The sequence below is a fragment of the Arcobacter sp. L genome, assembly GCF_000284235.1.
In the GTDB taxonomy this organism is placed as follows: Bacteria; Campylobacterota; Campylobacteria; order Campylobacterales; family Arcobacteraceae; genus Aliarcobacter; species Aliarcobacter defluvii.
Genome location: NC_017192.1, coordinates 2,207,826 through 2,234,648 on the forward strand (window position 1 = coordinate 2,207,826; position 26,823 = coordinate 2,234,648).

Annotated in this window: 24 protein-coding genes and 1 other RNA gene; 10 read left to right on the forward strand and 15 right to left on the reverse strand. The window is 24.2% G+C overall.

What is annotated here, in order from left to right:
- Window positions 1-79: 79 nt before the first annotated feature.
- Window positions 80-1,801, forward strand: a complete 1,722-nt coding sequence (locus ABLL_RS14780) for a VWA domain-containing protein (protein WP_050989854.1) — start codon at window positions 80-82, stop codon at window positions 1,799-1,801.
- Window positions 1,802-1,810: 9 nt separating this feature from the next.
- Here the strand turns inward: ABLL_RS14780 and ppk2 (ABLL_RS10925) are convergent, their stop codons facing one another.
- From ppk2 (ABLL_RS10925) to ABLL_RS10945, 5 genes are all read right to left on the reverse strand, one after another.
- Window positions 1,811-2,929 (reverse strand): polyphosphate kinase 2, encoded by a 1,119-nt coding sequence (ppk2, locus tag ABLL_RS10925; RefSeq protein ID WP_014474866.1) that lies wholly within the window; start codon window positions 2,927-2,929, stop codon window positions 1,811-1,813.
- On the reverse strand, window positions 2,929-3,825 hold the full coding sequence (ppk2, locus tag ABLL_RS10930) for a polyphosphate kinase 2 (protein ID WP_173363190.1): 897 nt from the start codon (window positions 3,823-3,825) through the stop codon (window positions 2,929-2,931). The genes ppk2 (ABLL_RS10925) and ppk2 (ABLL_RS10930) overlap by 1 nt, the downstream gene beginning before the upstream one ends.
- Window positions 3,826-3,887: 62 nt before the next feature.
- The gene (nspC, locus tag ABLL_RS10935) at window positions 3,888-5,036 is read right to left on the reverse strand and encodes a carboxynorspermidine decarboxylase (protein WP_014474868.1); all 1,149 of its coding nucleotides are present in this window, start codon (window positions 5,034-5,036) and stop codon (window positions 3,888-3,890) included.
- Window positions 5,026-5,190, reverse strand: coding sequence for a rubredoxin (gene rd / locus ABLL_RS10940; protein WP_014474869.1), 165 nt, complete (start codon window positions 5,188-5,190; stop codon window positions 5,026-5,028). Before rd ends, nspC begins: the two co-directional genes overlap by 11 nt.
- A 25-nt stretch (window positions 5,191-5,215) precedes the next feature.
- On the reverse strand, window positions 5,216-6,409 hold the full coding sequence (locus ABLL_RS10945) for a saccharopine dehydrogenase family protein (protein ID WP_014474870.1): 1,194 nt from the start codon (window positions 6,407-6,409) through the stop codon (window positions 5,216-5,218).
- Between the two features lie 152 nt (window positions 6,410-6,561).
- Here ABLL_RS10945 and ssrA point away from each other — a divergent pair.
- The 3 genes from ssrA (at window position 6,562) to ABLL_RS10955 (ending at window position 9,086) form a co-directional block, all read left to right on the forward strand.
- Window positions 6,562-6,957, forward strand: a transfer-messenger RNA (tmRNA) gene (ssrA, locus tag ABLL_RS14865).
- 186 nt (window positions 6,958-7,143) lie between these two features.
- On the forward strand, window positions 7,144-8,364 hold the full coding sequence (locus tag ABLL_RS10950; protein ID WP_014474871.1) for an integrase arm-type DNA-binding domain-containing protein: 1,221 nt from the start codon (window positions 7,144-7,146) through the stop codon (window positions 8,362-8,364).
- A 59-nt stretch (window positions 8,365-8,423) separates the two neighbouring features.
- Complete coding sequence (locus tag ABLL_RS10955; protein ID WP_014474872.1) at window positions 8,424-9,086, forward strand: hypothetical protein; 663 nt, start codon at window positions 8,424-8,426, stop codon at window positions 9,084-9,086.
- A gap of 2 nt (window positions 9,087-9,088) precedes the next feature.
- Here the strand turns inward: ABLL_RS10955 and ABLL_RS10960 are convergent, their stop codons facing one another.
- Entirely contained in the window at window positions 9,089-10,312 is a 1,224-nt protein-coding gene (locus ABLL_RS10960; RefSeq protein WP_014474873.1) for a hypothetical protein, read from the reverse strand.
- A gap of 204 nt (window positions 10,313-10,516) precedes the next feature.
- Here ABLL_RS10960 and ABLL_RS10965 point away from each other — a divergent pair, with 204 nt between their 5' ends.
- From ABLL_RS10965 to ABLL_RS10980, 4 genes are all read left to right on the forward strand, one after another.
- Window positions 10,517-11,401: a hypothetical protein gene (locus ABLL_RS10965; RefSeq protein ID WP_014474874.1), complete on the forward strand. Its 885-nt coding sequence runs from the start codon at window positions 10,517-10,519 to the stop codon at window positions 11,399-11,401.
- A gap of 167 nt (window positions 11,402-11,568) precedes the next feature.
- Window positions 11,569-11,835: a hypothetical protein gene (locus ABLL_RS10970; RefSeq protein WP_014474875.1), complete on the forward strand. Its 267-nt coding sequence runs from the start codon at window positions 11,569-11,571 to the stop codon at window positions 11,833-11,835.
- A 73-nt stretch (window positions 11,836-11,908) separates the two neighbouring features.
- Window positions 11,909-13,258: a hypothetical protein gene (locus ABLL_RS10975; RefSeq protein ID WP_014474876.1), complete on the forward strand. Its 1,350-nt coding sequence runs from the start codon at window positions 11,909-11,911 to the stop codon at window positions 13,256-13,258.
- Between the two features lie 67 nt (window positions 13,259-13,325).
- The gene (locus tag ABLL_RS10980) at window positions 13,326-13,493 is read left to right on the forward strand and encodes an AlpA family transcriptional regulator (protein ID WP_014474877.1); all 168 of its coding nucleotides are present in this window, start codon (window positions 13,326-13,328) and stop codon (window positions 13,491-13,493) included.
- Here the strand turns inward: ABLL_RS10980 and ABLL_RS10985 are convergent.
- Window positions 13,490-13,861 carry a hypothetical protein gene (locus tag ABLL_RS10985; RefSeq protein WP_014474878.1) on the reverse strand — a complete coding sequence of 124 codons (372 nt, stop codon included), beginning with the start codon at window positions 13,859-13,861 and terminating at the stop codon, window positions 13,490-13,492. The genes ABLL_RS10980 and ABLL_RS10985 overlap by 4 nt on opposite strands.
- A 59-nt stretch (window positions 13,862-13,920) precedes the next feature.
- Between ABLL_RS10985 and ABLL_RS10990 the strand changes: the two genes are divergently transcribed.
- Both ABLL_RS10990 and ABLL_RS15265 read left to right on the forward strand, forming a co-directional pair.
- Window positions 13,921-14,241, forward strand: a complete 321-nt coding sequence (locus ABLL_RS10990) for a hypothetical protein (protein WP_014474879.1) — start codon at window positions 13,921-13,923, stop codon at window positions 14,239-14,241.
- A 378-nt stretch (window positions 14,242-14,619) separates the two neighbouring features.
- Window positions 14,620-14,760: a hypothetical protein gene (locus ABLL_RS15265; protein WP_371325621.1), complete on the forward strand. Its 141-nt coding sequence runs from the start codon at window positions 14,620-14,622 to the stop codon at window positions 14,758-14,760.
- Between the two features lie 81 nt (window positions 14,761-14,841).
- Here ABLL_RS15265 and ABLL_RS10995 read toward each other — a convergent pair whose 3' ends face one another.
- Genes ABLL_RS10995 through icmH form a run of 8 tightly spaced genes read right to left on the reverse strand, consistent with a single transcriptional unit; the run spans window position 14,842 to window position 26,817 of the window.
- Window positions 14,842-15,801, reverse strand: coding sequence for a hypothetical protein (locus tag ABLL_RS10995; protein ID WP_014474880.1), 960 nt, complete (start codon window positions 15,799-15,801; stop codon window positions 14,842-14,844).
- Window positions 15,802-15,809: 8 nt separating this feature from the next.
- Window positions 15,810-16,769 (reverse strand): hypothetical protein, encoded by a 960-nt coding sequence (locus ABLL_RS11000; protein ID WP_014474881.1) that lies wholly within the window; start codon window positions 16,767-16,769, stop codon window positions 15,810-15,812.
- 8 nt (window positions 16,770-16,777) lie between these two features.
- Window positions 16,778-17,731 (reverse strand): hypothetical protein, encoded by a 954-nt coding sequence (locus ABLL_RS11005; RefSeq protein ID WP_014474882.1) that lies wholly within the window; start codon window positions 17,729-17,731, stop codon window positions 16,778-16,780.
- Between the two features lie 13 nt (window positions 17,732-17,744).
- Window positions 17,745-19,607, reverse strand: a complete 1,863-nt coding sequence (locus ABLL_RS14785; protein WP_014474883.1) for a DUF2235 domain-containing protein — start codon at window positions 19,605-19,607, stop codon at window positions 17,745-17,747.
- On the reverse strand, window positions 19,607-21,868 hold the full coding sequence (locus ABLL_RS11010; protein WP_014474884.1) for a type VI secretion system Vgr family protein: 2,262 nt from the start codon (window positions 21,866-21,868) through the stop codon (window positions 19,607-19,609). The genes ABLL_RS14785 and ABLL_RS11010 overlap by 1 nt, the downstream gene beginning before the upstream one ends.
- A gap of 2 nt (window positions 21,869-21,870) precedes the next feature.
- Window positions 21,871-22,608, reverse strand: coding sequence for a serine/threonine-protein kinase (locus ABLL_RS11015; RefSeq protein WP_014474885.1), 738 nt, complete (start codon window positions 22,606-22,608; stop codon window positions 21,871-21,873).
- 2 nt (window positions 22,609-22,610) lie between these two features.
- Entirely contained in the window at window positions 22,611-25,976 is a 3,366-nt protein-coding gene (gene tssM, locus ABLL_RS11020; protein WP_014474886.1) for a type VI secretion system membrane subunit TssM, read from the reverse strand.
- Window positions 25,963-26,817 carry a type IVB secretion system protein IcmH/DotU gene (gene icmH, locus ABLL_RS11025; protein WP_014474887.1) on the reverse strand — a complete coding sequence of 285 codons (855 nt, stop codon included), beginning with the start codon at window positions 26,815-26,817 and terminating at the stop codon, window positions 25,963-25,965. The genes tssM and icmH overlap by 14 nt, the downstream gene beginning before the upstream one ends.
- Window positions 26,818-26,823: the final 6 nt, after the last annotated feature.

Sequence of the window (26,823 nt, forward strand, 5' to 3'; positions counted from 1 at the left end):
GATTGTTATAATTTTAACCGAGATTTTATCTAAAAATTACTAAGGCTTTACTAAAATACCTTTTTTTAAGGAGTCTAACTTGCATTTCATCTATTATAAAGTACTGTTTTTGATGTTAATACCTAGTTTTATATTGATGTATTTTATATTAACTAAACATAATAAATTAGAAAAATATTTTTCAAAAAATGCTTTAAAAAAATTAAGTATTTCAAATCAATACTTTTCAAATAAAAGTAGAAACATTACTCTTTTTTTATCTTTAATTTTTATGATTATTGCTTTAGCTCGCCCAGTAACACATGAAAAGATAAATAATTCGCAAGCTCAATTAACTCCTATAATAATTGCAATTGATGTTTCAAAGTCAATGAAAGCTGTTGATTTATATCCAAATAGATTAGAATTTGCAAAGAAAAAACTATTAAATATTTTGGATAATTCAAAAACTCAAGCCATAGGATTAATACTATTTGCAAAATCTTCATTTTTACTTTCTGCTATAACTGAAGATTTTAATTCTCTAAAAATCTTAATAAATAATCTAGATTCTGGGATTAATTTTGATAATGGAACAAATATATATTCAACTTTAGAAACAACAAATAAATTGTTAAAAAATTATTCAAATAAGAATCTTCTTTTATTAACTGATGGCGGAGATAAAGAAAACTTTGAAGAGGAAATAGAATTTGCATTAAAAAATAAGATAAAAATTTATACATTAGCTCTTGCAACAAAAAAAGGTTCAGCTATAAAAGAAGAAAATGGAAATTTTTTAACATCAAAAGATGGAGATATTGTAAATGTTAAACTGAATCAAAATATAAAAGATTTAAATTTAAAAACAGGTGGTGGTTATATAGAATATTCATTAAATGATAGTGATATAAATCAAATTCTAGAAGATATAAACTCTAAGTCAAATAAAGAAAAATTTGAAGATAGAAAATATAAAACATATACTGAACTCTTTTATTATCCTTTAGCAATCGCTATATTTTTACTTTTAATTGCTTTTTCATCAATGCCAAATCTAAACAAAACAAAACTTGCAATTTTTATTTTATTTATTAATTCTAATTTTACAAATCCACAACTTTTTGCCTCATCAATTTTAGATTTTGATACGATAAAAGAGGCAAATAAAGCTTATGAAAATAAAGAGTATAAAAAAGCTTCAAAAGAGTTTGAAAAACTTGATTCAAATGAATTTAGAGATTATGATTTAGCAAATAGTTTGTATAAAGAGAATAAATTTAAAGAAGCTATTGAGTTATATAAAAATATTAAAACTTCATCAAATGATTTAGAGTTCAAAAAACTTCATAATTTAGGAAATGCTTATGCCAAAAGCAATGATTTACAAAATGCAATAAAAAATTATGAAGAAGCATTAAAACTAAAAAATGACTCAAAAACTAAAGAAAACTTAGAATTAGTAAAAAAACTTCAAAAAAACAACCAAAATCAAAATAATAAAAATGATAATGAAGAAAATAAGAATCAAGAAAATCATAAAAACAAACAAGAAAATAAAAACCAAGATGATAAGAATAATCAAGAAAATAAAAAGCAAGAAGATAAAAATCAAAAAAACAATATAAACTCAAATAAAAAAAATAAAGAAGAATTAAAAAAAGATAATGAATTAAATAAAAATCAACAATCAGAAAAAAAGGAAGAAATTTCAAATTTTGAAGAAGAAAAATGGATTAAAGAGTTAGAAAATCAAAAAACAAATTCTTTACTAAAAAAAATGGAATCTTCAAAAGAAGATTCCATCTCAAATCCTTGGTAAAACAAAAGATTAATAATCTTTTGTTTTTCTCATTTGTAAAAGTTCTCTTTGAACAGAAATATTTATATCTTCATTTGCTTCAAAATCTAAAGAATAATTTCTACCATCATAATCAACAGAATTTAAAATAATCTTCATAGCTTCTAATCTTGCAAGATGTTTATCATCACTTCTTACTATATGCCAAGGAGCACTTCTTGAAGTTGTTCTTCTAAGCATCTCATATTTTTTTTCAGAAAATTCATCCCATAAATCTTGTGCTTGCATATCAACTTCAGAAAATTTCCATTGTCTTAAAGGATCATGAATTCTTCTATCAAATCTTCTTTTTTGTTCTTCTTTTGAAACAGAAAAATAAAGTTTAATTAAAATCATTCCTTGTCTTACTAAATCTTGCTCAAAATTTACAATATCTTCCATAAAAATTTCATGTTCTTCAGGAGTACAAAATCCAAAAATTGGCTCAACCATTGCACGATTATACCAAGATCTATCAAATAAAACTATTTCTCCACCTGTTGGGAAATGGGTAATATATCTTTGTAAAAACCATTGATTTTTTTGAGTTTCTGTTGGTTTTCCAAGAGCAACAATTCTGTAGTGCTTATTATTCATATATCTTGTGATTCTTCTAATTGCTCCACCTTTTCCAGAAGCATCTCGCCCTTCAAAAAGAATAATCATTCTTTTATTCTCTTTTTCAAGCCAATCTTGAAGTTTTATTAATTCTATTTGATACTTTTTCAAAGCTTCTAAATCATAAATCTTTTGAACACCTTCTGTTAAAACTTGTGAATTTAGTTTTTTATAATCACCTAATATTGACTTGAGAAATTCATTTTCTTCCTGTAATTGTTTTAAGGCTTCATTATCTTTCACTACCAATTTTTCTTCCTTTAAAGCATTTGTTTCTTCTGTTTTTGATACAATTGAGTCTTTGAATGCTTGCATTAAATCTACTGCATCTTTTCTACTTAAATTATCTCTTTTTGCATAACCTAAAACTTTTACATATCTCTTTTTATCATGTTGAAATCTAGCAATATATTTTTTACCAAATTCAGGATGAGCTTCTTTTGAAATATATAATCCACTATAATTTGTTCTTTCAAATTCATTTAAATTCATTAATGCAACCTTGCGAACTTATTCTCATGTTCCATATTTTCTATTTCTGCTGTACCACTTATCAATATAGAATCATCAATTTTAAATATATCGTCATTTGTTTTTTTATCATAATTTATATTTTTTAAAATATGTCTAATACAATTTAATCTAGCTTTTTTCTTATTATCACTTTTAATTACAATCCATGGGGCAATGTCTGTATTTGAGGCCATTAACATAGAAAATTTAGCTATTGTATATTTTTCCCATAAATTCTGAGATTCTTTATCAACAGGAGATAATTTATATTGTTTTAATGGGTCAACTTCTCTTTTTTTGAATCTTTTTAGTTGTTCTTTTTTTGAAACTGAAAAATAAAATTTCATCAAAATAATTCCTGATTTTACTAACATTTTTTCAAATTCAGGAACTTCTCTTAAAAATTCATGATGTTCTTCTGTTGTACAAAATCCCATTACAGGTTCAACTCCTGCTCTATTGTACCAAGACCTATCAAATAAAACTATTTCTCCTGCACTTGGAAGATACTGTGTATATCTTTGAAAATACCATTGAGTTTTTTCTATATCACTTGGTTTTTCTAAGGCTACAACTCTTGCACCTCTGGGATTTAAATGCTCAGTGATTCTTTTTATAGTTCCACCTTTTCCAGCCGCATCTCTTCCTTCAAAAATCATTAAAATTTTAAGACCGTTTTCTTTCACATAATTTTGAAGTTTTAAAAGTTCAATTTGAAGTCTTGTTAATTCTTTTTCATATTCTAATGTATCTTTCTTAACCCAAATCTGAACTTTTTCAACTCCATCTTCTTCTTTTTCTTTTAATTCATTTCTTTTTCTATCTCTGTTTTTATAATCATGTTTTATCGTTTCTTCCGCATCAATAACTTCCATATCAGAAAATTCATGACCTATTATATTTCGTTCTTGCCCCGACATTAATCTCTCCTTGACTCCTATGAAAGTCTTTCTTTGTAATCATTATATCCAAAGTTTTTAACAATTTGATAACAATTATTGTCTTGTTTTATTACAATTGAAGGTAATTTTATACCGTTAAAAGTTGTTGTTTTTACCATTGTATAATGAATCATATCTTCTAAAATAATTCTATCTCCCACTTTTAAAGGCTCATCAAAAGAGTAATCACCAATAATATCTCCAGATAAGCAAGTATTTCCACCTAATCTATATGTATACACTTTTTCTTGCGCAATTCCACTATTTCTAATCATAGCTCTATAAGGCATTGCTAATGTATCAGGCATATGAGCTTCAGCACTTGTATCTAAAATAGCTAAATCCATACCATTGTGAATTATATCTAAAACAGTTGCCATTAAATAACCAGTTTGCCAACCGATTGCTTCACCTGGCTCCATATAAACTTTTAAGTGAGGATATCTTGATTTGAAATCTTTTAAAAGTTTGATTAATCCTTCAACATCATAATCAGCTCTAGTGATATGATGACCACCGCCAAAATTTACCCATTTTAATTTATCAAAATATTGGCTAAAGTTTTTCTCAAAAGCTGCAAGTGCACCTTCAAGTGCATCAACATTTTGTTCACAAAGAGCATGAAAGTGAAAACCATCTAAAAATTCAAGTTGTGTTTCATCAAAATTTGCTTTTGTTGTTCCCATTCTTGAAAATGGTGCACAAGGATTATATAAATCTACTTCAACTGAAGAGTATTCAGGATTTAATCTAATTCCTAAAGATACTTTCCCAAAAGCTTTATCTTTAAATCTTTTTAATTGACTAAAAGAGTTAAAAACAAGATGATTTGAAATAGCTATAATTTCGTCTATTTCTTCATCTTTAAAAGCTGGACTATAAGTATGAACTTCTCCACCAAACTCTTCTTTTGCTAAAATTGCTTCATGAAGTCCTGAAGCACAACAACCTTTAAGATATTTTTTACATAAATCAAAAGTTGAATGCATTGCAAAACCTTTAAGAGCAAGAAGAATACTAATATCAGCTTCATCTTGAACTTTTTTTAAAAGTTTTAAATTTTTTTCAAGTAATGCTTCTTCACAAACAAAAGCTGGACTTGGAAGCTTATCAAAGCTATCTACTGTTGTATAACTATTCTTCATAGGCTATAAAATCTTCTTTCCCTACTCCACAATCTGGACAAGACCAATCTTGGGGTAAATCTTCAAATGCAGTTCCTGCCTCAATCCCACTATCAGGATCACCAACAGCTGGATCATATATGTAGTCACAAGCTGTACAAATATATTTTTGCATAATAAACTCCTTTATTTAAGATTTATTATAACTCTAATATTTTCCAAGGAAGACCTTGAGTCATCAACTCATCCATAAATGGCTTTGCATCAAATTCTTCAATGTTAAATACCCCTTGATTTTTCCAAATACCTTTATAAAGCATTTTTGAACCAATCATTGCAGGAACTCCTGTAGTATAACTTACAGCTTGTGCTCCTGTTTCTTTGTAACACTCTTGGTGGTCACAAACGTTATAGATATAAACTTTTCTTGGTTTTCCATCTTTAATACCTTCAATGATACAACCAATATTTGTTTTACCAACAGTTCTTGGTCCAAGGCTTGCTGGGTCTGGTAATAATGTAGTTAAAAATTCAATTGGAGTAATCATCATTCCTTTATGTTCAACTGGCTCAATTCCTAACATTCCAACATTTTGTAAACAATTCATATGTTGAATATAAGCATCACCAAAAGTCATAAAGAATCTAATTCTTTTTAAACCTTTAATATTTTTTGATAAAGATTCTAACTCTTCATGATATAGTAAATAAGATGGTTTTACACCGACTTCTGGATAATCATGCTCAACTCTAATTTCTAAAGGAGTAGTTTCAATCCATTGACCATTTTCCCAATATCTACCATTTGCAGATACTTCTCTTAAGTTAATTTCTGGATTAAAGTTTGTTGCAAATTTATAACCATGGTCACCAGCATTACAATCCATAATATCTATATAGTGAATCTCATCAAATAAATTTTGTTGAGCATATGCACAAAATACTCCTGTAACACCTGGGTCGAAACCTGAACCTAATAATCCCATAATTCCAGCTTCTTTAAACTGCCCATCTCTTTCCCATTGAAGTTTATATTCAAATTTTGCTTCATCTGGATGTTCATAATTTGCAGTATCTACATAATCAACTTTACATTTTGTACAAGCGTCCATTATTGTTAAATCTTGGTATGGTAATGCTACATTTAATACTAATTTTGGATTTACTTTTTCAATTAATTTTACTAATTCATCAACACTGTCAGCATTAACACTTGCTACATCGATTTTTACACCTTGATTTTTTAAAATATCAGCAGCAATTGCTTCACATTTAGAAACTGTTCTAGAAGCTAATGTAATATGTTCAAATGTGTCAATATTCATTGCACATTTAACAGTGGCTACTCTACTTACACCACCTGCCCCAATAATTAAAATACCTTTTTTGCTCATTTTATTCACTCCGATATATTTTTATGTAACTATTATACAGTTTTAAAGTATAAGAACTATTGAAAGAAAAACTCTTTCGTTATTTAATAACAATTCGATTACAATTAACAAGCTTTTAATAATTTGTTATGTAAACTTCGTCTTTAAGTTATGGGGATGACTTGGTATCGATTAGAGCAGTGAGTATTAGTTGCATGTCGGCCTGAACATGCCGTTACGCGGTTCATTTTTTTTAGACGCAAACAATACAAATTACGCTCCAGCTTACGCAAAAGCTGCGTAAGTTTAACAACTTATTGACTCGCCTAACGGCTTGAGTCTCGGAGGCTAGCACTACAGATTCTATCTATGTAGATTATCGCTGGTTCACCCTAGATAGATTATTTTTGAAGGATTGATTGAACTTCAAAAAGAAATTCCAAATCTTAGCTTTTTGATTGCTTCGGGAGTTGAGTTGTCATTAAGTGAAATTTTTCAACTCTGCTAAGCATGTAGACGCTAATATAAGCTGTTTTAAGACTGCGGTTCGATCCCGCACATCTCCACCAACACATAATCTAACCAAACCTTACAAAGTCCAATAAATACCTATATAATAGGTCTTTTATTAAATTATTCATACAATATAGTCTAATCAAAAATTAACAAATCTAAAACTTTTAGGGATATCTTTAGGGATATATTGATAAAATTCTTTATCAAGCATTAAAATATACCCCTAAGGATTTTTAATCATGGCAAAAAGTACCCTACCCCTAACTAATACAGAAATAAAAAATGCGAAACCAAAAGAAAAAGATTATAAACTCTTTGATGGTGGCGGTCTTTTTTTATTAGTTGCAACAACTGGTGGAAAAAGATGGAGATTAAAATTCAGATTCAATAATAAAGAAAATATTATTGCTTTAGGTACTTATCCAAGTTTATCTTTAAAAGATGCAAGAGAAATAAGAGATAATTATAAATCTATGATTGCAAAAGGTATTAATCCAGTAGAAGAAAAAAAATCTAAATTAGAAAAAATAAAATTTGAGGAAAAGAAAAAAGAAAATACTTTTTATAAAGTTTCTCAAGAATGGCATCAAAATTATAAAACTGAAGTATCAGAAAATTATCATATAAAACTTGATAGAGCTTTAGAAAACTATCTTTATCCTTATATAAAAAATAAACCTATTGAAGAAATTACAAGACTTGATATTATTGAAATTCTTCAAAGATTAAAAAATAAAGGATTAATTGATACTGCAAGTAGAGTCTTTATGCTATTAAATAAAATCTATAAATATGCTGTAACTTTAGAATATGTTCCACATAACATAATTGCTGATATTGAACAAAAAAATATTTTAGGTAAAAGAGAAAAAAACCACTACCCTACTTTTACAAAAAAAGAAGATATAAAAGGATTATTACTAGCTATTGATGAATACTCGGGAGATTACACTACAAAAATGGCTTTAAAAATATTGCCTTTTGTATTTGTAAGAAGTTTTAATATCCGTCATTGTGAATGGAATGAAATTAATTTTGAAACAAAAGAATGGATAATTCCAGCTTCAAAAATGAAAACAAAATCAGAATTTATACTACCTCTTTCAAATTATGTAATTGAATTATTAGAAGAAGTAAAAAAGTATACTAGTGATAGTAAATATGTATTTCCAAGTTTCAAAGATAAAAATCGTCCTATGAGTGATAATACTTTAATTTCTGCATTAAGAAGAATGGGTTATACAAAAGAAGAATTTGTACCTCATAGTTTTAGAGCAATGTTTTCAACAATAGCTTATGAAAATATGAATGAACATAAATGTAGTGGAGAAGTAATTGAAGCTTTATTAGCCCATAAAGAGACTAATAAAGTTAAAGAAGCTTATAATAGAGCTACTTATAAAGATGGGATGAGAAAGTTAATTGATTGGTATGAAAAATATTTAGAAAAATTAATTTAAATAAATAATATGTTACTATATAAAAATTAATTATTAATAAGTAAAAAGGGATATCATATTTGAAAATAATAGCATCTTGGCCTAAATTAGCAAGTCTAGGAAATAATAAAATTGTAAAATCATCTTATATTTGGATTGCTGTCGTTCCAATATTTGCTAAACTTTTAAATAATTTACCAAATAAAGTTTGTTTTACATTACAAAATAATTATTTTCTATTAGATATTTCTTTACCTTTTTCATGGAAATTTTTCTTTTTTAGTGCATTATTTTTTGCTATTGCTACATTTATCTTTTCATTAACTTGTCCACCTCTTATAAAAGACTTTACAGATATGGAAACTTTTAAAAGTAAAGGTTTAACTAAAAATCAACTTTTGATATTATTTGCAACTTGGATTAAAAAAAAGCCTAAAATAAAAGATGCAAATGGAAAGAAAATAAATAATGAAGATTTCATTAATAAATTTATAACTGATTATACAACTGATGGAAATAATAATAAATTATTAAATGAACTAAATAAATCTGGGCTTGATAAAATAGTTAGAAATATACAATTAGATAAAAACAAAGAAATTGATGCATATTGGTTACTTCGTTCAGTTATGTCAAATAGTCATGATTTCTTTAGATTTATAATTACTTTTTTTTATCTTTTGGGTTTTAGTTTATTACTTTATATACTAATTTTAAATATAAAAATAGTTATTGAAATTTAGTGTTAAAATTCAATTTCAAAATTAAAATCTGTCAAGTCTTCTTCAAAATTAGATTCTGCAAGAATTTTTCCACTATATCTTAAATTAGTTTGTTCCTGATTTTGAATATTTTCTTTAATAAATAAATTTGGTATATTTTCACTATATCTTGGGTTTTGATTTTCAATATTTTGAATTTCTCTTAAAGAATTGATTTCAATTTGTAATTTCTCAATTTTTTGTTGTTCTAAAATAATTTCTTCTTCTAATAATTGATTATCTTCAATATAACTATTAATATTATTAATAATTTCAAGTTTTTGAGAAATCTTTGTTTCCCTATTTCCTTGAACAAATATTCTGTATAAAGATATACTTCCTTTTATAATTGCTTCAATAGGACTATTATGAGAAAAAGATTTTAAATCTAAAGTTGAAGCTCTACTTTCTTTCTTATTTACTTGAGCTCTACATAGTATTGTGAAATTCTTAGATTCTGTATTTTTAACTACAACTAGTGGTCTTTGTATATTATTTAAATAGTAAAAGAATTTATTAAAATATCTTTTTAATATTACTTGTTCTCTATCAGTTAAAACATTTTCATTTCTTTCAATTTTATTCTTAACTATAATAATTAAGTCTTTATCATCTAAATATTTTCGATAACTATTCTTTATATTTGAATCAATTTTTTTTAAAGCTAATTTTTGACTTTTTTCTAATACTATATTTTCTAAACAAATATATACATCTTCTTTGATTTTTTCACACATCATATTAAAATCATCTGTTTCATTATAAATCTTATAATATAAAGATAATTCATTAATTTTTAAACGATTTGATTTTTTAATCGTGCTTAACAATACATTATATTGACGAAAATATTTAAATAATAAATTTAAAGCTATTATTTTTTCATTTGGATATAACGATACAGGTAACCCAATATAATACAAATGTTTTAAACTCTTACCTTCAAAATCTACATAGTTTAAATTAGAATATATCTGATTTAATTTAAATGATTGATCGAAAATGAATATATTTTCTGGCTCAATATTCTTCATCAATGCTAATGAAATAGTATTAAATAACTCATCTTTGTAATAATAAGTATTAAAACGATTTAAAAAACTTGAGATTTCCCAAGGATTTAATTTCTTTTCTTTTACTTGTTTTATTTTTAATTTATATTTTCTACTATTATCTTTAAATACATAATCATCAAAATTATTACTCATAATTAATCCCTAATTAAAAAAAAATTTGATAGATTCTAACATAAATGATATTAATATAATAATCTTATAATAATTAAAAATATTTAAATTAAATCAAGAAATAAGTATTTAAGTACTAGTATATTCAAATAAATTTTAACAAGTATAGAATACTGATTAATACTAAAACATATATCATTAATTTATCAATTCTATTAAGGCAAAATGACTAAGATTATACCCATTGAAATAAACTTTAAAGTAATAAAATTTGATTTATTTAACATAATAAAAATTAATAAAAATTTTGATATTAATGATCATAAAATATATGAAATAATTGAAATAATAACTGATTATTTTAGATTTAATGAAAAAGATGTGGCAAATATTGTTATAAATGTTGCTATAAAATCAGAAAAAGATATTGATTTAACTCAATATCAAATAGCAAAAATACCAAAAGAAAAAAGAACTCTAATATATCAATTTCCTGATATTTCATATATTTTATTTACCATTCTTACTCATCTATCATATATGAAAATGAATTTGAATGGTCTAAAACGATCTAGATCAAATTTATTATTTAGCTTAGATCAATTTGAAAAAGATATAAAATATATGGATAAATATATTAGTAATTTAGATTTTAGTTTGAATCATGCAAAATTAATGAAAGATGAAAATCAAGTTGAGCAATATCAGATAGCCATAGCTATTTTTAAAAAGATAAAAGAAAATAAAGATCAAGGAATTAACTTTTTATATAAACTTTCTTTTTCATTAAATCATAATGAAATTCAAGAAAAAGATGTTCTTTATAAACATAGATCCTATATCTCAAAACTATATGAAATATTTACTAGTTATAAAATTACTCCAAAAAAGATACATAAATCAGCTGCTTTAAAAATATTTAATGGAATATATCCTAAATATATTGAAAATAAATTTCTATTATGTGAGATGATTTCACATCTTTTTTCAAGACTTGAAGTTGAGATACAAATTGATCATAAAAAAGCCCATGAAATTAAGCCTATAAGGTCTTTTTATTACGATACTTTATACGATTATTCTACTTCAAAAATAAGTATTTTTAATTAGTTTCTAACTTTTTCCAAAAAAACTGGAAAAAAATATAAAACTTAATTATTCTTCTAATGCAATAATTCCTCTGTTATAACATTAAAAACTAATCGATTAGTTAAATCAAGAAAAAAGTTGCTGTATTAAACAGTCAATCAAATTAAAAATTTAACTAAGGAAAAAATATGAATGTAATAGTTCAAGGTCAATTAATCAACATTTTTAAAACTGCTGATTTTACAAATAAAGAAACTGGTGAAGTTAAAGAGGGAAAAGTAAAACTTCAATTAATGTGTCAAACTCTTTTAAACAACAACGAAAGAAAAAATGAGTTATTTGATATTACTATCCCTAGTAATAAACTAAGTGATTATGAGAATAAAATTGGTGAGCAAGTTGATGTTAAATGCTCTTTTTTTGCTAATGGAAATATTACCTTCTTTGGTATCTAAATTCATTGAGGGCTTTGCCCGATAAAGGGGGTTCTTAGTAACACCCCTTTCTAAACGTAAAAAAGGAAAAAAAATGACTGATATTAAAATATTAAGTGGTATTGATTCACTCTATTATTTTTGTGAATCAAACACAAGTTATGATGATTTATATTTAGAAATATTAGACCAATTAGAAGAAGAAAAAGGAAAGTTTTCAAAAAAAGATATTGCATTTGAGAATAAAGATTTATCTATTTTAATAAATGAAATTCCATTAAATTTTATTGGAATAGCTGAAGGTTTTCATTGGTTTAAAGATATGAATGATACTTTTAAAATTGGATTTAAAGATAAATATAAAAACAAAGGACTAAACGATATTAGAGTTCAACTCTTAGCTTTTGGAATATATACAATTGGTATAAAAAGTATAATTGATTTTATAAATACTATTTTACTTAAAGATTATATAACTGATTTTTTACCAATTACAAGAGTAGATTTAAACTCTTTTATTCAATATGATTTATCTTTTATAACTAAAGATATGTTTGTTACAAGAAAAAGAAATTATTCAACAATTAGTGAAATTGGCAATGCAAATACAACTCAAACTATTTATATTGGAAAAGAGCCTTTTAAACTAAGAATCTATAATAAAAAAGAAGAACTAAAAAAATCAAACAAAAAAGATTTGATGTATGAATATTTTTTAAATAATAACTTTGATATTGAACAACCAATATTTAATGTTGAGTTTCAATTACATAGAACTCATTTAAAACAATTTAATATAAATACAATTGATGATTTATTTTTAAATGCAAAAAATCTTTTTCAACAAAGTATGGAAGATATTAGATTAGTAGATATTTCAAATATTACAACTAAAGATATTGAAAATAATACAAAAAATAGAGCAGATACTTTGCCTATTTGGAATTTTATAAAAGAGAATTATGAATTAAATTCTTTTTTGCAAAATCAATTGCCATTAGAAAGAATAAAAAGAAAAATATCAATTTATAATGAAAATAAATTTGAATTTGAATATATAGCCTTACTTAGAAAAGCATATATAAATAATTTAACTTTAGATACTGAATTTTTAAATGAACTATATTTTAAAGCAAAAGAAACATTTAAAAAAACAACTACAAATAAAGAAATTAAAAAAGATTATATTGAAGTTGATGTAATAGATGAATCAGGAATAAAAGAGAATTTTAGACTTTTTCCTGATGGAAAACTAATTAAACCACTTAGAACTGAAACAGTAGCAAATTTAAGTGATTATGATTTGCTTGTTTACTTAGATAAAACAAAAGAAAGACAACATCTATCTCAAAGAGATAAAGATATTTATTATGTAGCACATAAAGAGGTTAGGAAAAGAGGATTAGTTCTAAATGTTAATCCAACACAAGATATACAAAACTAAAAAAATATATACAAATATAAGGGAATTTATTTCCCTTGTTTAAACAGTAAAAATATAAGGAAACAAAATGGCAAAATTTTTAAGAATAAAAGATGTAATGGATAAAACTGGCATTGCAAAAAGTACAATTTGGTTATGGGTTAAAGAGGAAAAATTTCCTAAACCTATAAAAATAAGTCCTAGAATTACGGTTTGGGATTCTGACAAAGTTGATGAGTGGATGAGTAGAATTTAACTACTTATCCTTTCTTTACAACATAGTATAAATGATAATAAAAAACAAAATATAATTCCAATCATTTCAAATTTATCAATACAAATTTCAGAAAAAAAACAATAATTATTTTTAAAAAAACTAATAATAAAAAGCATTATTGTTAATAAACTACTAGTTAAAATAAATAATCCTAAAAATATAGAAAACTCATCCTTAAGAACTTTTTTTTTAAAACATTCAATTGAAAACTTTACACCAATTAATGAAATTAATAAATCAAATATATCATATTCATCACTAGAATAATTAACCACAAACAAAAAAGCTAATACAGTAATTAAAATTCCATAAATACTTATGACATCAATATTTTTTTCATAAGACATATTCACTCCTAACTTATTATTATTTTACTATAATTAACAATAATAATACAAGGAGCAATATGGAAGAGAATAAAATTAGACGAAATATGATTTTATTTATATTAGTCTTAAGTTCATTATTAGGGCAATTTATAGTTTATGATATTAGAGAATACAATACAGAAAAACAATTTTTCTGGTTTCAAAGATTAGGTGCAATAATAACAATTTTTGGTGCATATATTAGTTTTCATGAATTAAAATTAATCAATACACAAGGTAAATATTCTTTAGAAACATATGGTTCAGGGAAATATAAAAGAATTGGATACTTAGCATTAATACTTGCTACATTAATTTGGGCTTTCGGTGATATCCCATTTAGAATCAGTTATTTCTAAAATATTTAGGGTATTATTTAGGGGTATATATTTAACAATAGCCACTAAATTCCCTTTAAAATAGTTTTTTAAATCCCGCACATCTCCACCAACAATGAAATACAGATAAAATCTCACTTATAAATGATGCTTCAAAGATATAAATCCAAAAAAAGAACTTTTATGGCATATAGATAAAAAAAGTCAGTATGCTTCTTATGAATATAAAGAGTTACTAAAAAGATATGGAATAATTCGAAGTATCAGTCGAAAAGAAAATTGTAATGATCTTGTACTTTCACTCTCTTCGAGAATGCATTTACAGAAAGTTTTTTCCATACATTAACTAAATTGATATATCATGAGATTTATCATATAAAAGAATAAGCAAAAAGATCTATATTTGAATATATAGAAGTATTTTATACTAGAGAAAGAAGTCATAATGCAAATAATAATTTATCACCTGTGGAGTTTGAAGAAAAACAAAAATTGATACAAAAGGAAGGTAGAAATTTCATTGTCAATCTGATAAAATAATATCAAGAATTGACACAGATTTTCTAACACTCTCTAAGCATCCCATCATTAGTAAAAATATATTTCTTTTCATCTTTTATCCTATTCTTTTACTTTCTCTACCCATTTTAAATCTTTACTCCATTTTACTTTTTCTACATAATCTTTTTGTTCTGCTGTTAAATCTCCTGGGTAATCATTAAAATGACAGAAAAAAGTTCTTTTACAAACTTTTTCTAGATAATCAAACATATCTTTATTTATCTCTATACCTACTATTTCTATCCAATTTAATGGCTCTGACACTCTTACATCCATTGAGTATCTATTTTTAGGAACTTTTTTATTATCTTCTATAATATATGACTCTTCATTTATTGCATAATATATATTCTTATCTCCATTTGGCAAATCATAACAAATTGGATCTCCCCATTTATGACATTCATGTGTTCTTAATTTCTCAAGAGTTCTTTTATATTCATTTGGTACTGCTTCTATACTCAAATCATTTACTCCTCCGATATAAAAAAACAAATTCCATCTATAATACATATCACTTTTAGCTGGATATATTACTTCATGATTCTCTGGCATTTTTGCGTAGTAGTATTTATATGTTGTTTGAGAATTGAAGGTTTCTGTTACATTATCTGTACATGCTCTGTATTTTCTCTTAGTCTGATAATAAATTTCCATCTCTTTTTCTCTATACTCTTTTCCTAATTCTAATTTATACTTTGCTAATTCTGGTTCCTCTCCACACTCTTTATAATCTGGATCCATCCCCAAGGGATTTCGCCCTATTTTCCAGTAAGCAAGAAATGGATACTCTGCATATCCATTTTGGGCTTCTTTATTATTTTCATCATCTGTTGGTCTAAATTTAAAAACAACATGTTTTGTATTATTTTCACTGACAACTAAATGTCCACCATTCTCTTTATCATATCTTATTGGTTCCAAATAAGTTGTTGTTGTATAACTCCCTTTATTTGATTTTAATGCTGTACATCCTGTCATAAAACTTATAATTAGTAGTAAAAATATGTTTCTTTTCATCTGTTATCCTATTCTTTTACTTTCTCTACCCATTTTAAATCTTTACTCCATTTTACTTTTTCTACATAATCTTTTTGTTCTGCTGTTAAATCTCCTGGGTAATCATTAAAATGACAGAAAAAAGTTCTTTTACAAACTTTTTCTAGATAATCAAACATATCTTTATTTATCTCTATACCTACTATTTCTATCCAATTTAATGGCTCTGACACTCTTACATCCATTGAGTATCTATTTTTAGGAACTTTTTTATTATCTTCTATAATATATGATTCTTCATTTATTGCATAATATATATTCTTATCTCCATTTGGCAAATCATAACAAATTGGATCTCCCCATTTATGACATTCATGTGTTCTTAATTTCTCAAGAGTTCTTTTATATTCATTTGGTACTGCTTCTATACTCAAATCATTTACTCCTCCGATATAAAAAGACAAATTCCATCTATAATACATATCACTTTTAGCTGGATATATTACTTCATGATTCTCTGGCATTTTTGCGTAGTAGTATTTATATGTTGTTTGAGGATTGAAGGTTTCTGTAATATTTCTTCTACAAGCTTTATATTTTGAATACTTTTCATCATGAATTTCACTCTCTTTATCCCACTGTTCTACACTTATATCTCTACTAGATGGACTAAAAGTAGAAGGTACCCATTCCCCACACTCTTTATAATCTGGATCCATCCCCAAGGGATTCCTCCCTATTTTCCAGTAAGCAAGAAATGGTATATCTGCAGGAACTTTTTGTACATCTTTATTACGCTCTTTATCTATTAGATCAAGACTAAAACTAATTCTTTCTGTATCTCTTATCATATAACCACCATTATTTTTATCATATCTTAATGGTTCAAAGTAAGTTGTTGTAGTATAGGTTCCTTTATTTGATTCAAATGGCGAGCATCCTATTATTAAACTTTGAATTATTACAAGTAGAAATATATTTCTTTTCATCTTTTATCCTATTCTTTTATTTTCTCTACCCATTTTAAATCTTTACTCCATTTTACTTTTTCTACATAATCTTTTTGTTCTGCTGTTAAATCTCCTGGGTAATCATTAAAATGACAGAAAAAAGTTCTTTTACAAACTTTTTCTAGATAATCAAACATATCTTTATTTATCTCTATACCTACTATTTCTATCCAATTTAATGGCTCTGACACTCTTACATCCATTGAGTATCTATTTTTAGGAACTTTTTTATTATCTTCTATAATATATGATTCTTCATTTATTGCATAATATATATTCTTATCTCCATTTGGCAAATCATAACAAATTGGATCTCCCCATTTATGACATTCATGTGTTCTTAATTTCTCAAGAGTTCTTTTATATTCATTTGGTACTGCTTCTATACTCAAATCATTTACTCCTCCGATATAAAAAGACAAATTCCATCTATAATACATATCACTTTTAGCTGGATATATTACTTCATGATTCTCTGGCATTTTTGCGTAGTAGTATTTATATGTTGTTTGAGAATTGAAGGTTTCTGTTACATTATCTGTACATGCTCTGTATAAATCAAATTTTTCAAAATATTCTTCCATCTCTTTTTCTCTATACTCTTCTCCTAATTCTAATTTATACTTCGCTAATCTTGGCTTCTCCCCACACTCTTTATAATCTGGATCCATCCCCAAGGGATTCCTCCCTATTTTCCAGTAAGCAAGAAATGGTATATCTGCAGGAACTTTTTGTACATCTTTATTACGCTCTTTATCTATTAGATCAAGACTAAAACTAATTCTTTCTGTATCTCTTATCATATAACCACCATTATTTTTATCATATCTTAATGGTTCAAAGTAAGTTGTTGTAGTATAGGTTCCTTTATTTGATTCAAATGGCGAGCATCCTATTATTAAACTTTGAATTATTACAAGTAGAAATATATTTCTTTTCATCTGTTATTCCTTTTTATCCTATTATTTTATTTTTATCTTCTAAAATATCTATTTGAGAGTAAAATATCTTTGCATTTTCTTTATCAACTTTTTCAAACTCTGTTCTAAAATATTCTCTATGATATCTTTTATTTTTATTTCTTGGATTCATCCCTATATCTTTCATATAAGATATATGTATATATTTATCATGAAAATAGTTACTTAACTCTATAAACTCTTCTGCTTTACTTTTACTATTAAAAATATCAGTTAATTCTGCTATCTCATCTTTTAACTCATTTGGGTCTATTTTAGAAAAAATATTTTTTTTAGCTTTTAGCTCTTGTAATTTTTTATCTATTTTTTCATTATATATATTTCCTATTCCACCTATTCTAGTCACTGCTTCTATAGCTTCTATTTTATTTGATATTTCTATATCTGATAAGTAGGCTTGCTTTTCTCTTAATTTTTTATGAGATATTTTTAAAGTTGGATATGCACCATATAAATTATTAAAATTTTCTAAAATTTTCTCTACTTCTTTATTATATTGCCAATCACTATTTTCTGGAACATTATTTAAAGGGAGTCCTACTTCTTTACACTTAATATACATCTTATTTAAATAATATTTCGAGAGTTCATTATTTGATATATTATGTTCTAATTTACTGGGATACCCTCCCCCTATATCTGAGTGAGCACCTAAGAACACTATTTCTTCAAATTTATCTTTAATCAAATCTATTGGATATTGTTTATCATTGTTTGATATTAAATGTGCTGGGAAATTTATCCTAAATTCATCATCTGCTAAAAAATGGTGTAATTTATCTACTATATATGATGGCTCTATATGAAAGCTATATGCAATATTTATATCATTTCCTGGCTTCCCAAAAGAAGCTACTGTATCAAAAACATTTAAAGTTCTTATTTTTACTTTTGAATGATGATATAAAAGCTTTTCATCATATCTGATACCATGTTGTTTTAAAAGATTTACAAAGTGCCTAGCAAGGGCTGCTCCTCTTGAAAATCCAAATATATCAAACTCTAAGTTTACTGGATAATAATCTATATTTTCATTTTTTCGGTATTCTTTTACATATTCTTCTATTGCAGTATTTATATAATACAACATCCCTTTTATTCTAATTTCCCCTCCACTTCCAAATGCTCCTCCACCAAACCAATCTTTATCTTGTGTACTAGATATTGAACCAACTCCTCTTACATATGCACACATTGTTTGTGGAAAAATTTCTCTATTTGTAACGATTACTTTTTCTCTCTCTGGATAATTCCCATTTTTCTTTTTATACTCTTCATCTTCTAATCTTTGTTTTTCACTTGTTTCCACTAAAGGATTTGGATAGACTTCAAAAAGTTTTCTTACATTTGATAAGGCATTTTCTTTTAGTTTTTCATCACTTATATCATTTCCTGTTCCATCAAAAAATATCCCCAATCTAAGAGTTTCTTTAGATAATCTATGATTTATTTTTATTATTACTGCTTCATCATATTCTCTAATACCATCTGCATCTAAATCTATCCAACCTATAATATAATTTACTTTTCTTATATCTTCATTTTTTTCTACTTTATCTTCTATTTTAAAACTATATCTTACTTCACCATTTTCTACTGATACTTTATCTTGTATTATTTGTTGAAAATTTTCTATTTTTAATTCATCATCTTCATTTTTGGTAGATTTTTTTAGTTTAATCTCTTCAAAACTTTTATTTTTCAAATCATTTATTTTTATTTTACTTCCAGAGTAGCTTTCGAGCATTATTAGTTCTAAATCTAATTCTTTTCCTTCTTTTATACCTAATGTTTGTGCTTTTAAAGTTATCTCTTCATTTATAAAATATTCTTTCATTATTGACCTTCAAAATCTAAATTAAATAAACTTTTTACGATTTGTGCATTATTTGCTACTATTCCATCATATGCACTATTACTATTAAAATTTAATGTATGAAAATATATTCCACTACTATTTATTGATATTGAATTATTTCCACATCTTAATACTATTTCTTCTTTGCCATTTAGATTTACTTCTTTATGTACCTCTTTTTTTATCTCTTTTGAATTTATATAAAAATCATTATCTATTTCTAACCCAAAATCTTTTACTACTTCTTGATATAAATTTTGAAGAAATTTTTCTTGCTTATCTTTTTCAACATAAATATGTAATATATTTTTTATTGTGCTTATTAGATTATTTTCTGTATAAATATTTAAATTATCATTAACCAAAAGATTAAGATTTTTGTTAACATTAATATCATAATCCTCTTCAACTGTTAATTCTTTATCTTTCTCTATCTTCTCTTTACTATTTGATTTTACTTCTACTATTTGTTCATTATTTATTATTATTTTTGAATCTCTTTTTATATCTTCTATCTTATCATTCTCTATTATTATCTTTTGATTATGTTTTACTATTCTTGTCTCATCATTTTGTATTAAAGAGTTCATATCTCTTTGTGCTTTTATATTTAATTCTTCTTCTCCTTGTTTATCTTCAAACAATATCTCATTAAATCCTATTTCATCTTCATATTGTGGTGTCGTATATGTTCTTATATAACTTTTCGTTTTATTATTTGGCAAAGAATGTGCTATTTTATTCTCACCATTATATAAGCTCCCTATTATTATTGGTTTATCGGGGTCTCCATTTATAAAGCTTACTATTACTTCACTATTTACTCTTGGTATAAACATTGAACCATAGTTATTTCCACTTGAAATATTTGACACTCTTAAGTAACAAGATGTTGTTTTATTTCTTTCAAAATGAAACACCACTCTTACTCTTCCTTGTTCATCTACATCTATATTATTCTCTTCTTCTTTTAAATTATTCTCATTATTTGAAACTATTGCTGTTTGTATTCCATATATTTTTGATTGTTTTATTGTTTTATTTGGTTTATATATTATTTCTTTTGGAATACAAGTTACTTCTACTTCATATTGTAAGGTTTGATTTAAAGTTGTATATTCATCTAAAGCATTTGGAAAGTATGCTTTATATTTCACTCCTAATATTATTACTTCTTTTGATTTATTTACTTTATCATCATATAGTTCTACTAATAAACTATCTTTTAGTTGTATCTCTTTTGAATAAGCTTTTATTGTTTTTATTTTTGAAGTTTCTCTTAATGAATCTATATTACTATATCTAGTTAAATCTTCATAATAACTCTCATTTAATAGATTCAATTTATCTTTTAATTTTTCTACTTTTAATTCTTGTTGTAATTGTTTACTATTTGGATTTTCTTCTTCATTTTCTTTATATACATTACTATTTATTTTATATTCTTTACTTGGTCTATTATAATCATAATAATCCTCTATATGAGAAGTTGCATTAAATTTTTTGATTATATTAAAATTAGAAATTGATTTTATTACTGGATTTACTAAAGCATAATCATTTAATTGGCATAGTATTACTTTATATGGTTGATTATTACTATAATCAAATATTAAATTATATCCTTCTGTTTGAGCTAACATCATTATAAAATCTAAATCACTTTGATTATATTGAGTTGTATATTCTCTTATTGGTGTTTTATCTTTATCTATTCTTATCTCTAAAGATGTATTTAATAATGCTGAATATCTTTGTATTATTTCATAAATAATATCTTCAAATTTTTTATTCTGAAATATTTCATATTTATTTGTAAAGTTTAAATAATATAAAGGATGTACTACTTCAATTTTATACATATATTTTTTTGCAACAATTGAATCTTCTTCTATTTTACAAATTTTTCCAAATATATTTTTTTTTATTCTTAAATTTATTAAATCTTCAATTATAATTTCTACATCAGTATCTAATAATAAATCAATATTTAAAAATTCATTACTTATAAAAGATACATTAAAACTATATATTTCATCTATATTACTATTCCCTGTTAAAGAATAAATTGAATAATCCTCTTCTATTAATCCTTTTATCTCTTCTTGCTTATAGTTTAATAATTTTATTCTACCTTTTACTTTTTGCAATGTCGCTTTACTATCAAGTTTATTTATTGATTCATACATAAAATTAGAAATTTCATTTATCTTTTCCATAGTTGCTTTATTAAATTCCATTCTTAATTCCTTTTAATCAATATGCTTAATATAAATTTAATAGTTTTAAAGAAATAACTTTTAAATTCTTTTTTTTGTAAATTTTCTATTTCATCTTTATTTAAGGAACTACCAATAATAAATTCATATATTATTATAGATACAGAATAGATATCAAAATCAAAATTTACTTTATCTTTAATAATATTTGGTGAGCTATATTTTTTATTCATTGCAATATAATTTTCTCTATTAAATGAAATAGTGTTATTTGATAAATCTTTTGAAATACCAAAATCAAATAAAATTAAATCATCTTCAAAAATATAGATATTATAAGGAGAAATATCACAATGAACTATATTATTTTTATATAAATATTTTAGAGTTTTAATTAGTTCTTTAAATATTATATATTTATCTTTTAGACTCAAATCACTAATAGATATATCATTAAGCAATTTCCCATCCAAGTATTCCATTACTATATAAGGAATAACTTTTTGAGGATCTATGCCAAAATCAAAAACTTTTACAATATTTTTTGAACTTAATTTTTTTAAAATAGAATATTCTGCATACATAAAAGCATCAATATCTTCTTTTTGTAAAAGTTCTTTAGTTGGTACTTTAATTACAACTTTTGAAAAATTATTAAAATAGTTATCATAAATATCTCTTCCCAAAAAGATATCACAAAAGCCTCCTTGTGATATCTTTTTTTCTATAATATATCTATTATTTAATACTATATTTTCCATTTTTATATATTATTTGGTATTGAGAAAGATAAAGTATTTCCACTATTATATAATCTAGAAACACCACCTATTTCAAAGGAACTTTTAAAATCATATTTTTCAAAAGATACGATTAAAGAATCATCTTTAACTGTTAAATTTTTTGATTTGTCAATAAATTTAAATAAAGCCCAATCATTATTTATATAATCTTCTACAACAATTTTATTACTTAAATCATATAGTTTAAGTTTTACAGAACTATTCAAAGAATCACTAGGCCAATTTATTTTTTTCATAATAATTGGTCCATGTTCATAAACAATAGAAGTATTATCAAATGTTATCTCAGCTGTTGCTAAATTTTCACCTAAAGTATGAGGTTTAATACTAAAAATCGTTCCAAAACTACCATCATTCTTAAAAAATACATTTCTAATATTTTGTGCTTTTATTAAACTATTAATAAATTCTTTTGAGAAATTCAATTTATTACCATCAATATTTCTTGCTCTTGCTGTTGATTTTTCATAATCTATATCGATAAAACCTGAAATATATTCTTTATAAAAATTATCTAAAACACCATCTTTTCTAAAAAATTCATTGAAATCATCAAGTTTTATAAAATTATCATCATTAGTTATATCAGCAGGATATTTTCCTTTTATTCTTTCTTTATAAAAAGATAAAACCATTCTTCTGTATTTTTTATTTATATAAGATTTTGCACCTTTTGAAATAAATACTAGATTACCCTGCATAACAACTTCATACCATTTTTTTACCTGTGGAGGCATTAGTTTTAGTTGATTTAAAAGAGGAGCAACTTTTCCATGAACTCTATTTGAAACTATTTTAAAAGCATCCTCTTCAAAATTTACAGAACCATTTATATTGCTCATAATTTCATAAGTTTTATTAAACTCCTCAAATAATGTATTCAAAAGATTTTTTGATTGATATTTTTCATCTAATAAATCATTATATGGTTTAAAAAATTCTCTTATCATTGAAACACTATTCACATCAAAATTATCTAATTTATTTAATGCAATATTTGATGTTAATTCAGAAATAGTTTGATTATTTATATCTAATGTATCTTTTACTTTTTCAGAAGATGAATAAAGTTCTGTATTCTCTTTTAAATGTTTCAATATAATAAGAATAGGAGAATCACTAGAAGTTAATATGGCTAATTGTTCATTTAATTTTTCAATTTCATCATAAGATATAATATTCAAATTAATTAAAGCTTCATTCCAAAAAGTTTTATAATCATTAAAATAAAAACTCATAATTTTTTCAAAATATTCATCTTTTTCTTTTTCATTTAAATCAACTTTTTGTCCTATAACCCAATTATTTAATAAAATATCATTTAAAACTCTTTTTCCATCTAAAACAACAGCTTCATAACCTAATTTAGTAAATAACCCTGGTATTTTTATATCTGAACCAATAAATAATGAACTATTATTTCCCAAAACTTTTTCAAAAGAAAAATCTTTCGAGCTCAAATAAGAAAATTTACTTTTCCAATCTTCATAAGTCAATCTTTCTGCACTTAATTGAATCAATCTATTTCTTGCTGTTTCAATAACTTGTTTAGATGTATCAAAGGAATTAAATCCTTCATTTAAAAGATACTTCCAATGAGATAATAAGTCATTTTTTAATATTTCATCTTTTGAATATGTTTGATTCCAATCATTACTCATATATGTAATTAAAAAATCTTTATCTCTTTTTTCCAAAATCTCTAGCATTAAATATGCTTTTGTACTATCCCATGTTTTTGAAAAATCATCTAAATTAATAGTAATGTTATTTTGTATTTTATTTGCAACTTGTGGTAATAATATTCTTAATAAATCACTATAATATAATCTTTTTAATTCTTCACTTCTATCTTTATATTTAAAAATAAAAGAGTTAAAAAAAGAGTTGTTTCTTAATTCAAATTCATCTTTTTGAATTTTATTTACTAGATTAAATAACTTATTACTATCTTTAAACTCACTTTTATAATCAACTATATTTCTTAGATTAGAATACTCTTTATAGCTATTTTCTAATTCATTAAGTTTTTCATTAGTATTTATAAAATTATTCATCATAAAAAAACCACAAAAAATAAGAAAAGTTAAACTTGCAACATAAGAAATTATTTGATTTCTTTTTACTTTTTTCTTATAGTTTTCATCAATTTTTCCAATTTCTGATTCTTCAAAAATTACATTTTCAAGAAGTTTTTTAACAAATAAAGCTTTTGATTTTCCACTTGATTCATAATCTTTTTTAATAGAAGTAAAATATACACCTCTTAACATCAAAGGTTTTCTATATCTTGTTTCAGTAAAACAAGTATCTACAAAATAATTTATTTTTGACAAAATTTGAGACATTTTTTCAGTAAATAAAAAAATCTTACCTCTGTTATCTAAATCCCATTCAAAATGCATCTTATCTAAAATAGAAGAATTTAATCTTTTTAATAATGAAGAAAAATCTTGAGTTATATTATTATCATTTAAACTCTCTTCTTCAAAAGTAACACCTAATATTTCATCTTTTTCATCACCATTTAAATTATTAAAATAGTTTTCAAATCCTTCTACTTTATCAGTTTTTGTAATCAAAATATAAATAGGTATACTAGACATAAAAGCACTAGATAATTCATCAAATCTATCTCTTAGATTTTTTGCAAAATTATCTAACTCTTTATTGTTTTTATTTTGTAAAGTATCTATACTAATAGCTAAAATGATTCCATTTATTGGTCTTTTCCATCTCCTTTTTATAAAGAATTTTAAAAAGTATTTCCAAATGATAGGATCTTCTGGATTATCTTTTTGTTGAATATAATTTCCTGGTAAATCAACAAAAATTGAATGTTCAGCAAAATACCATTTAAATTTTTCGTCTTCTTCATTTTGATAAGTATCTTCATAATTGATAGGGAAATTTAAACCTGAAGACTCAATAAAAGAAGTTTTACCTTCTAATTTTTCACCCATTATTAAATACCAAGGCAATTCATACTTTGATTTAAATCGATAGATAGAAGAATTTTTGACTATTCTCAATGCTTTATTAAACTTAGATTTTAAACTCTTTATTTTTTTATTAATAATTTTTTTATATTCATTTCTCAAAATTCTTTCTTCTAAAACTTCTTGTGTTTCTTTTTTTCTTAGTAAAGAAATCAATAATAATATTATTACTGTAAGAAAAAAAATAGTAAATGAAATCAATAATCTAAAAGATAAATCTTTAAAACTTTCAAATATAAAAGGTGTAATGAAAATAATTGACAAAGATATAACTAAAGATATTGTAATAGCCCAAATTGAAATCTTTTTAAAATTAAAATTTATCATTTTTTGTTTCCTCTATATTTTTCTGAATGTTAGTATTTGAAATATTATTAATTAAATTTAAAAAATTTTCATTTTTCTCATATAATCTATAACTTAAAAATATGAAAAAAGTAGTTAATAATAAGAAAATAAAAGTGAGTAATAAAGGATAAGATATTTTATTAAAAAGTTTATATCTTCTTTTTATTGGTTCAACTTTAGTATAAAATTTGATAGGATCTCTTCCTTGGACAATTTTTATTTGTTTATAGAGACTATCTTTTATATTATTTATTTCCATTTCACCTCTATCTACCACTCGATATTTACCAAGAAATCCTAAAGATAAACAAATATACATAAGTTCTAATATATTTATATATTTTGCAGGTGTTTTTAAAAATTTATCCATTAAGTGAAAAAAGTTTTCTCCACCATAAGTTTCATTGTGGAATATATTTAATAAACTTTTATTAAACCAACTATCATTATTTGAAAATGTACTATTTACAATCTCATCAATAAATGTACATAAAATATATCTTGCTACTAATATTTCCATATTTTCTATTTTATTTTCAACTGCCAACTCATTAAAAGTATTTATTTTTGCAATAAATTCATCTCTTATATCATCCATATTTAATTCTTTTGAATTTTCTTTTAATTCTAAAACAGATTCTATTAAGGGAGTTGCAACTAATAAAAATGGATTAAACGATACATTTTGAAAATCTTTTTCTTTTATATCATTTTTATATATTGCTTTGTTTTTAAATTCACTAAAACTATTTTCTTTTTTGAAATTTGTTATTTTTTGTTTATTAACATCTTTTGAAATTAATACTGTACTATTATTCATAAACTC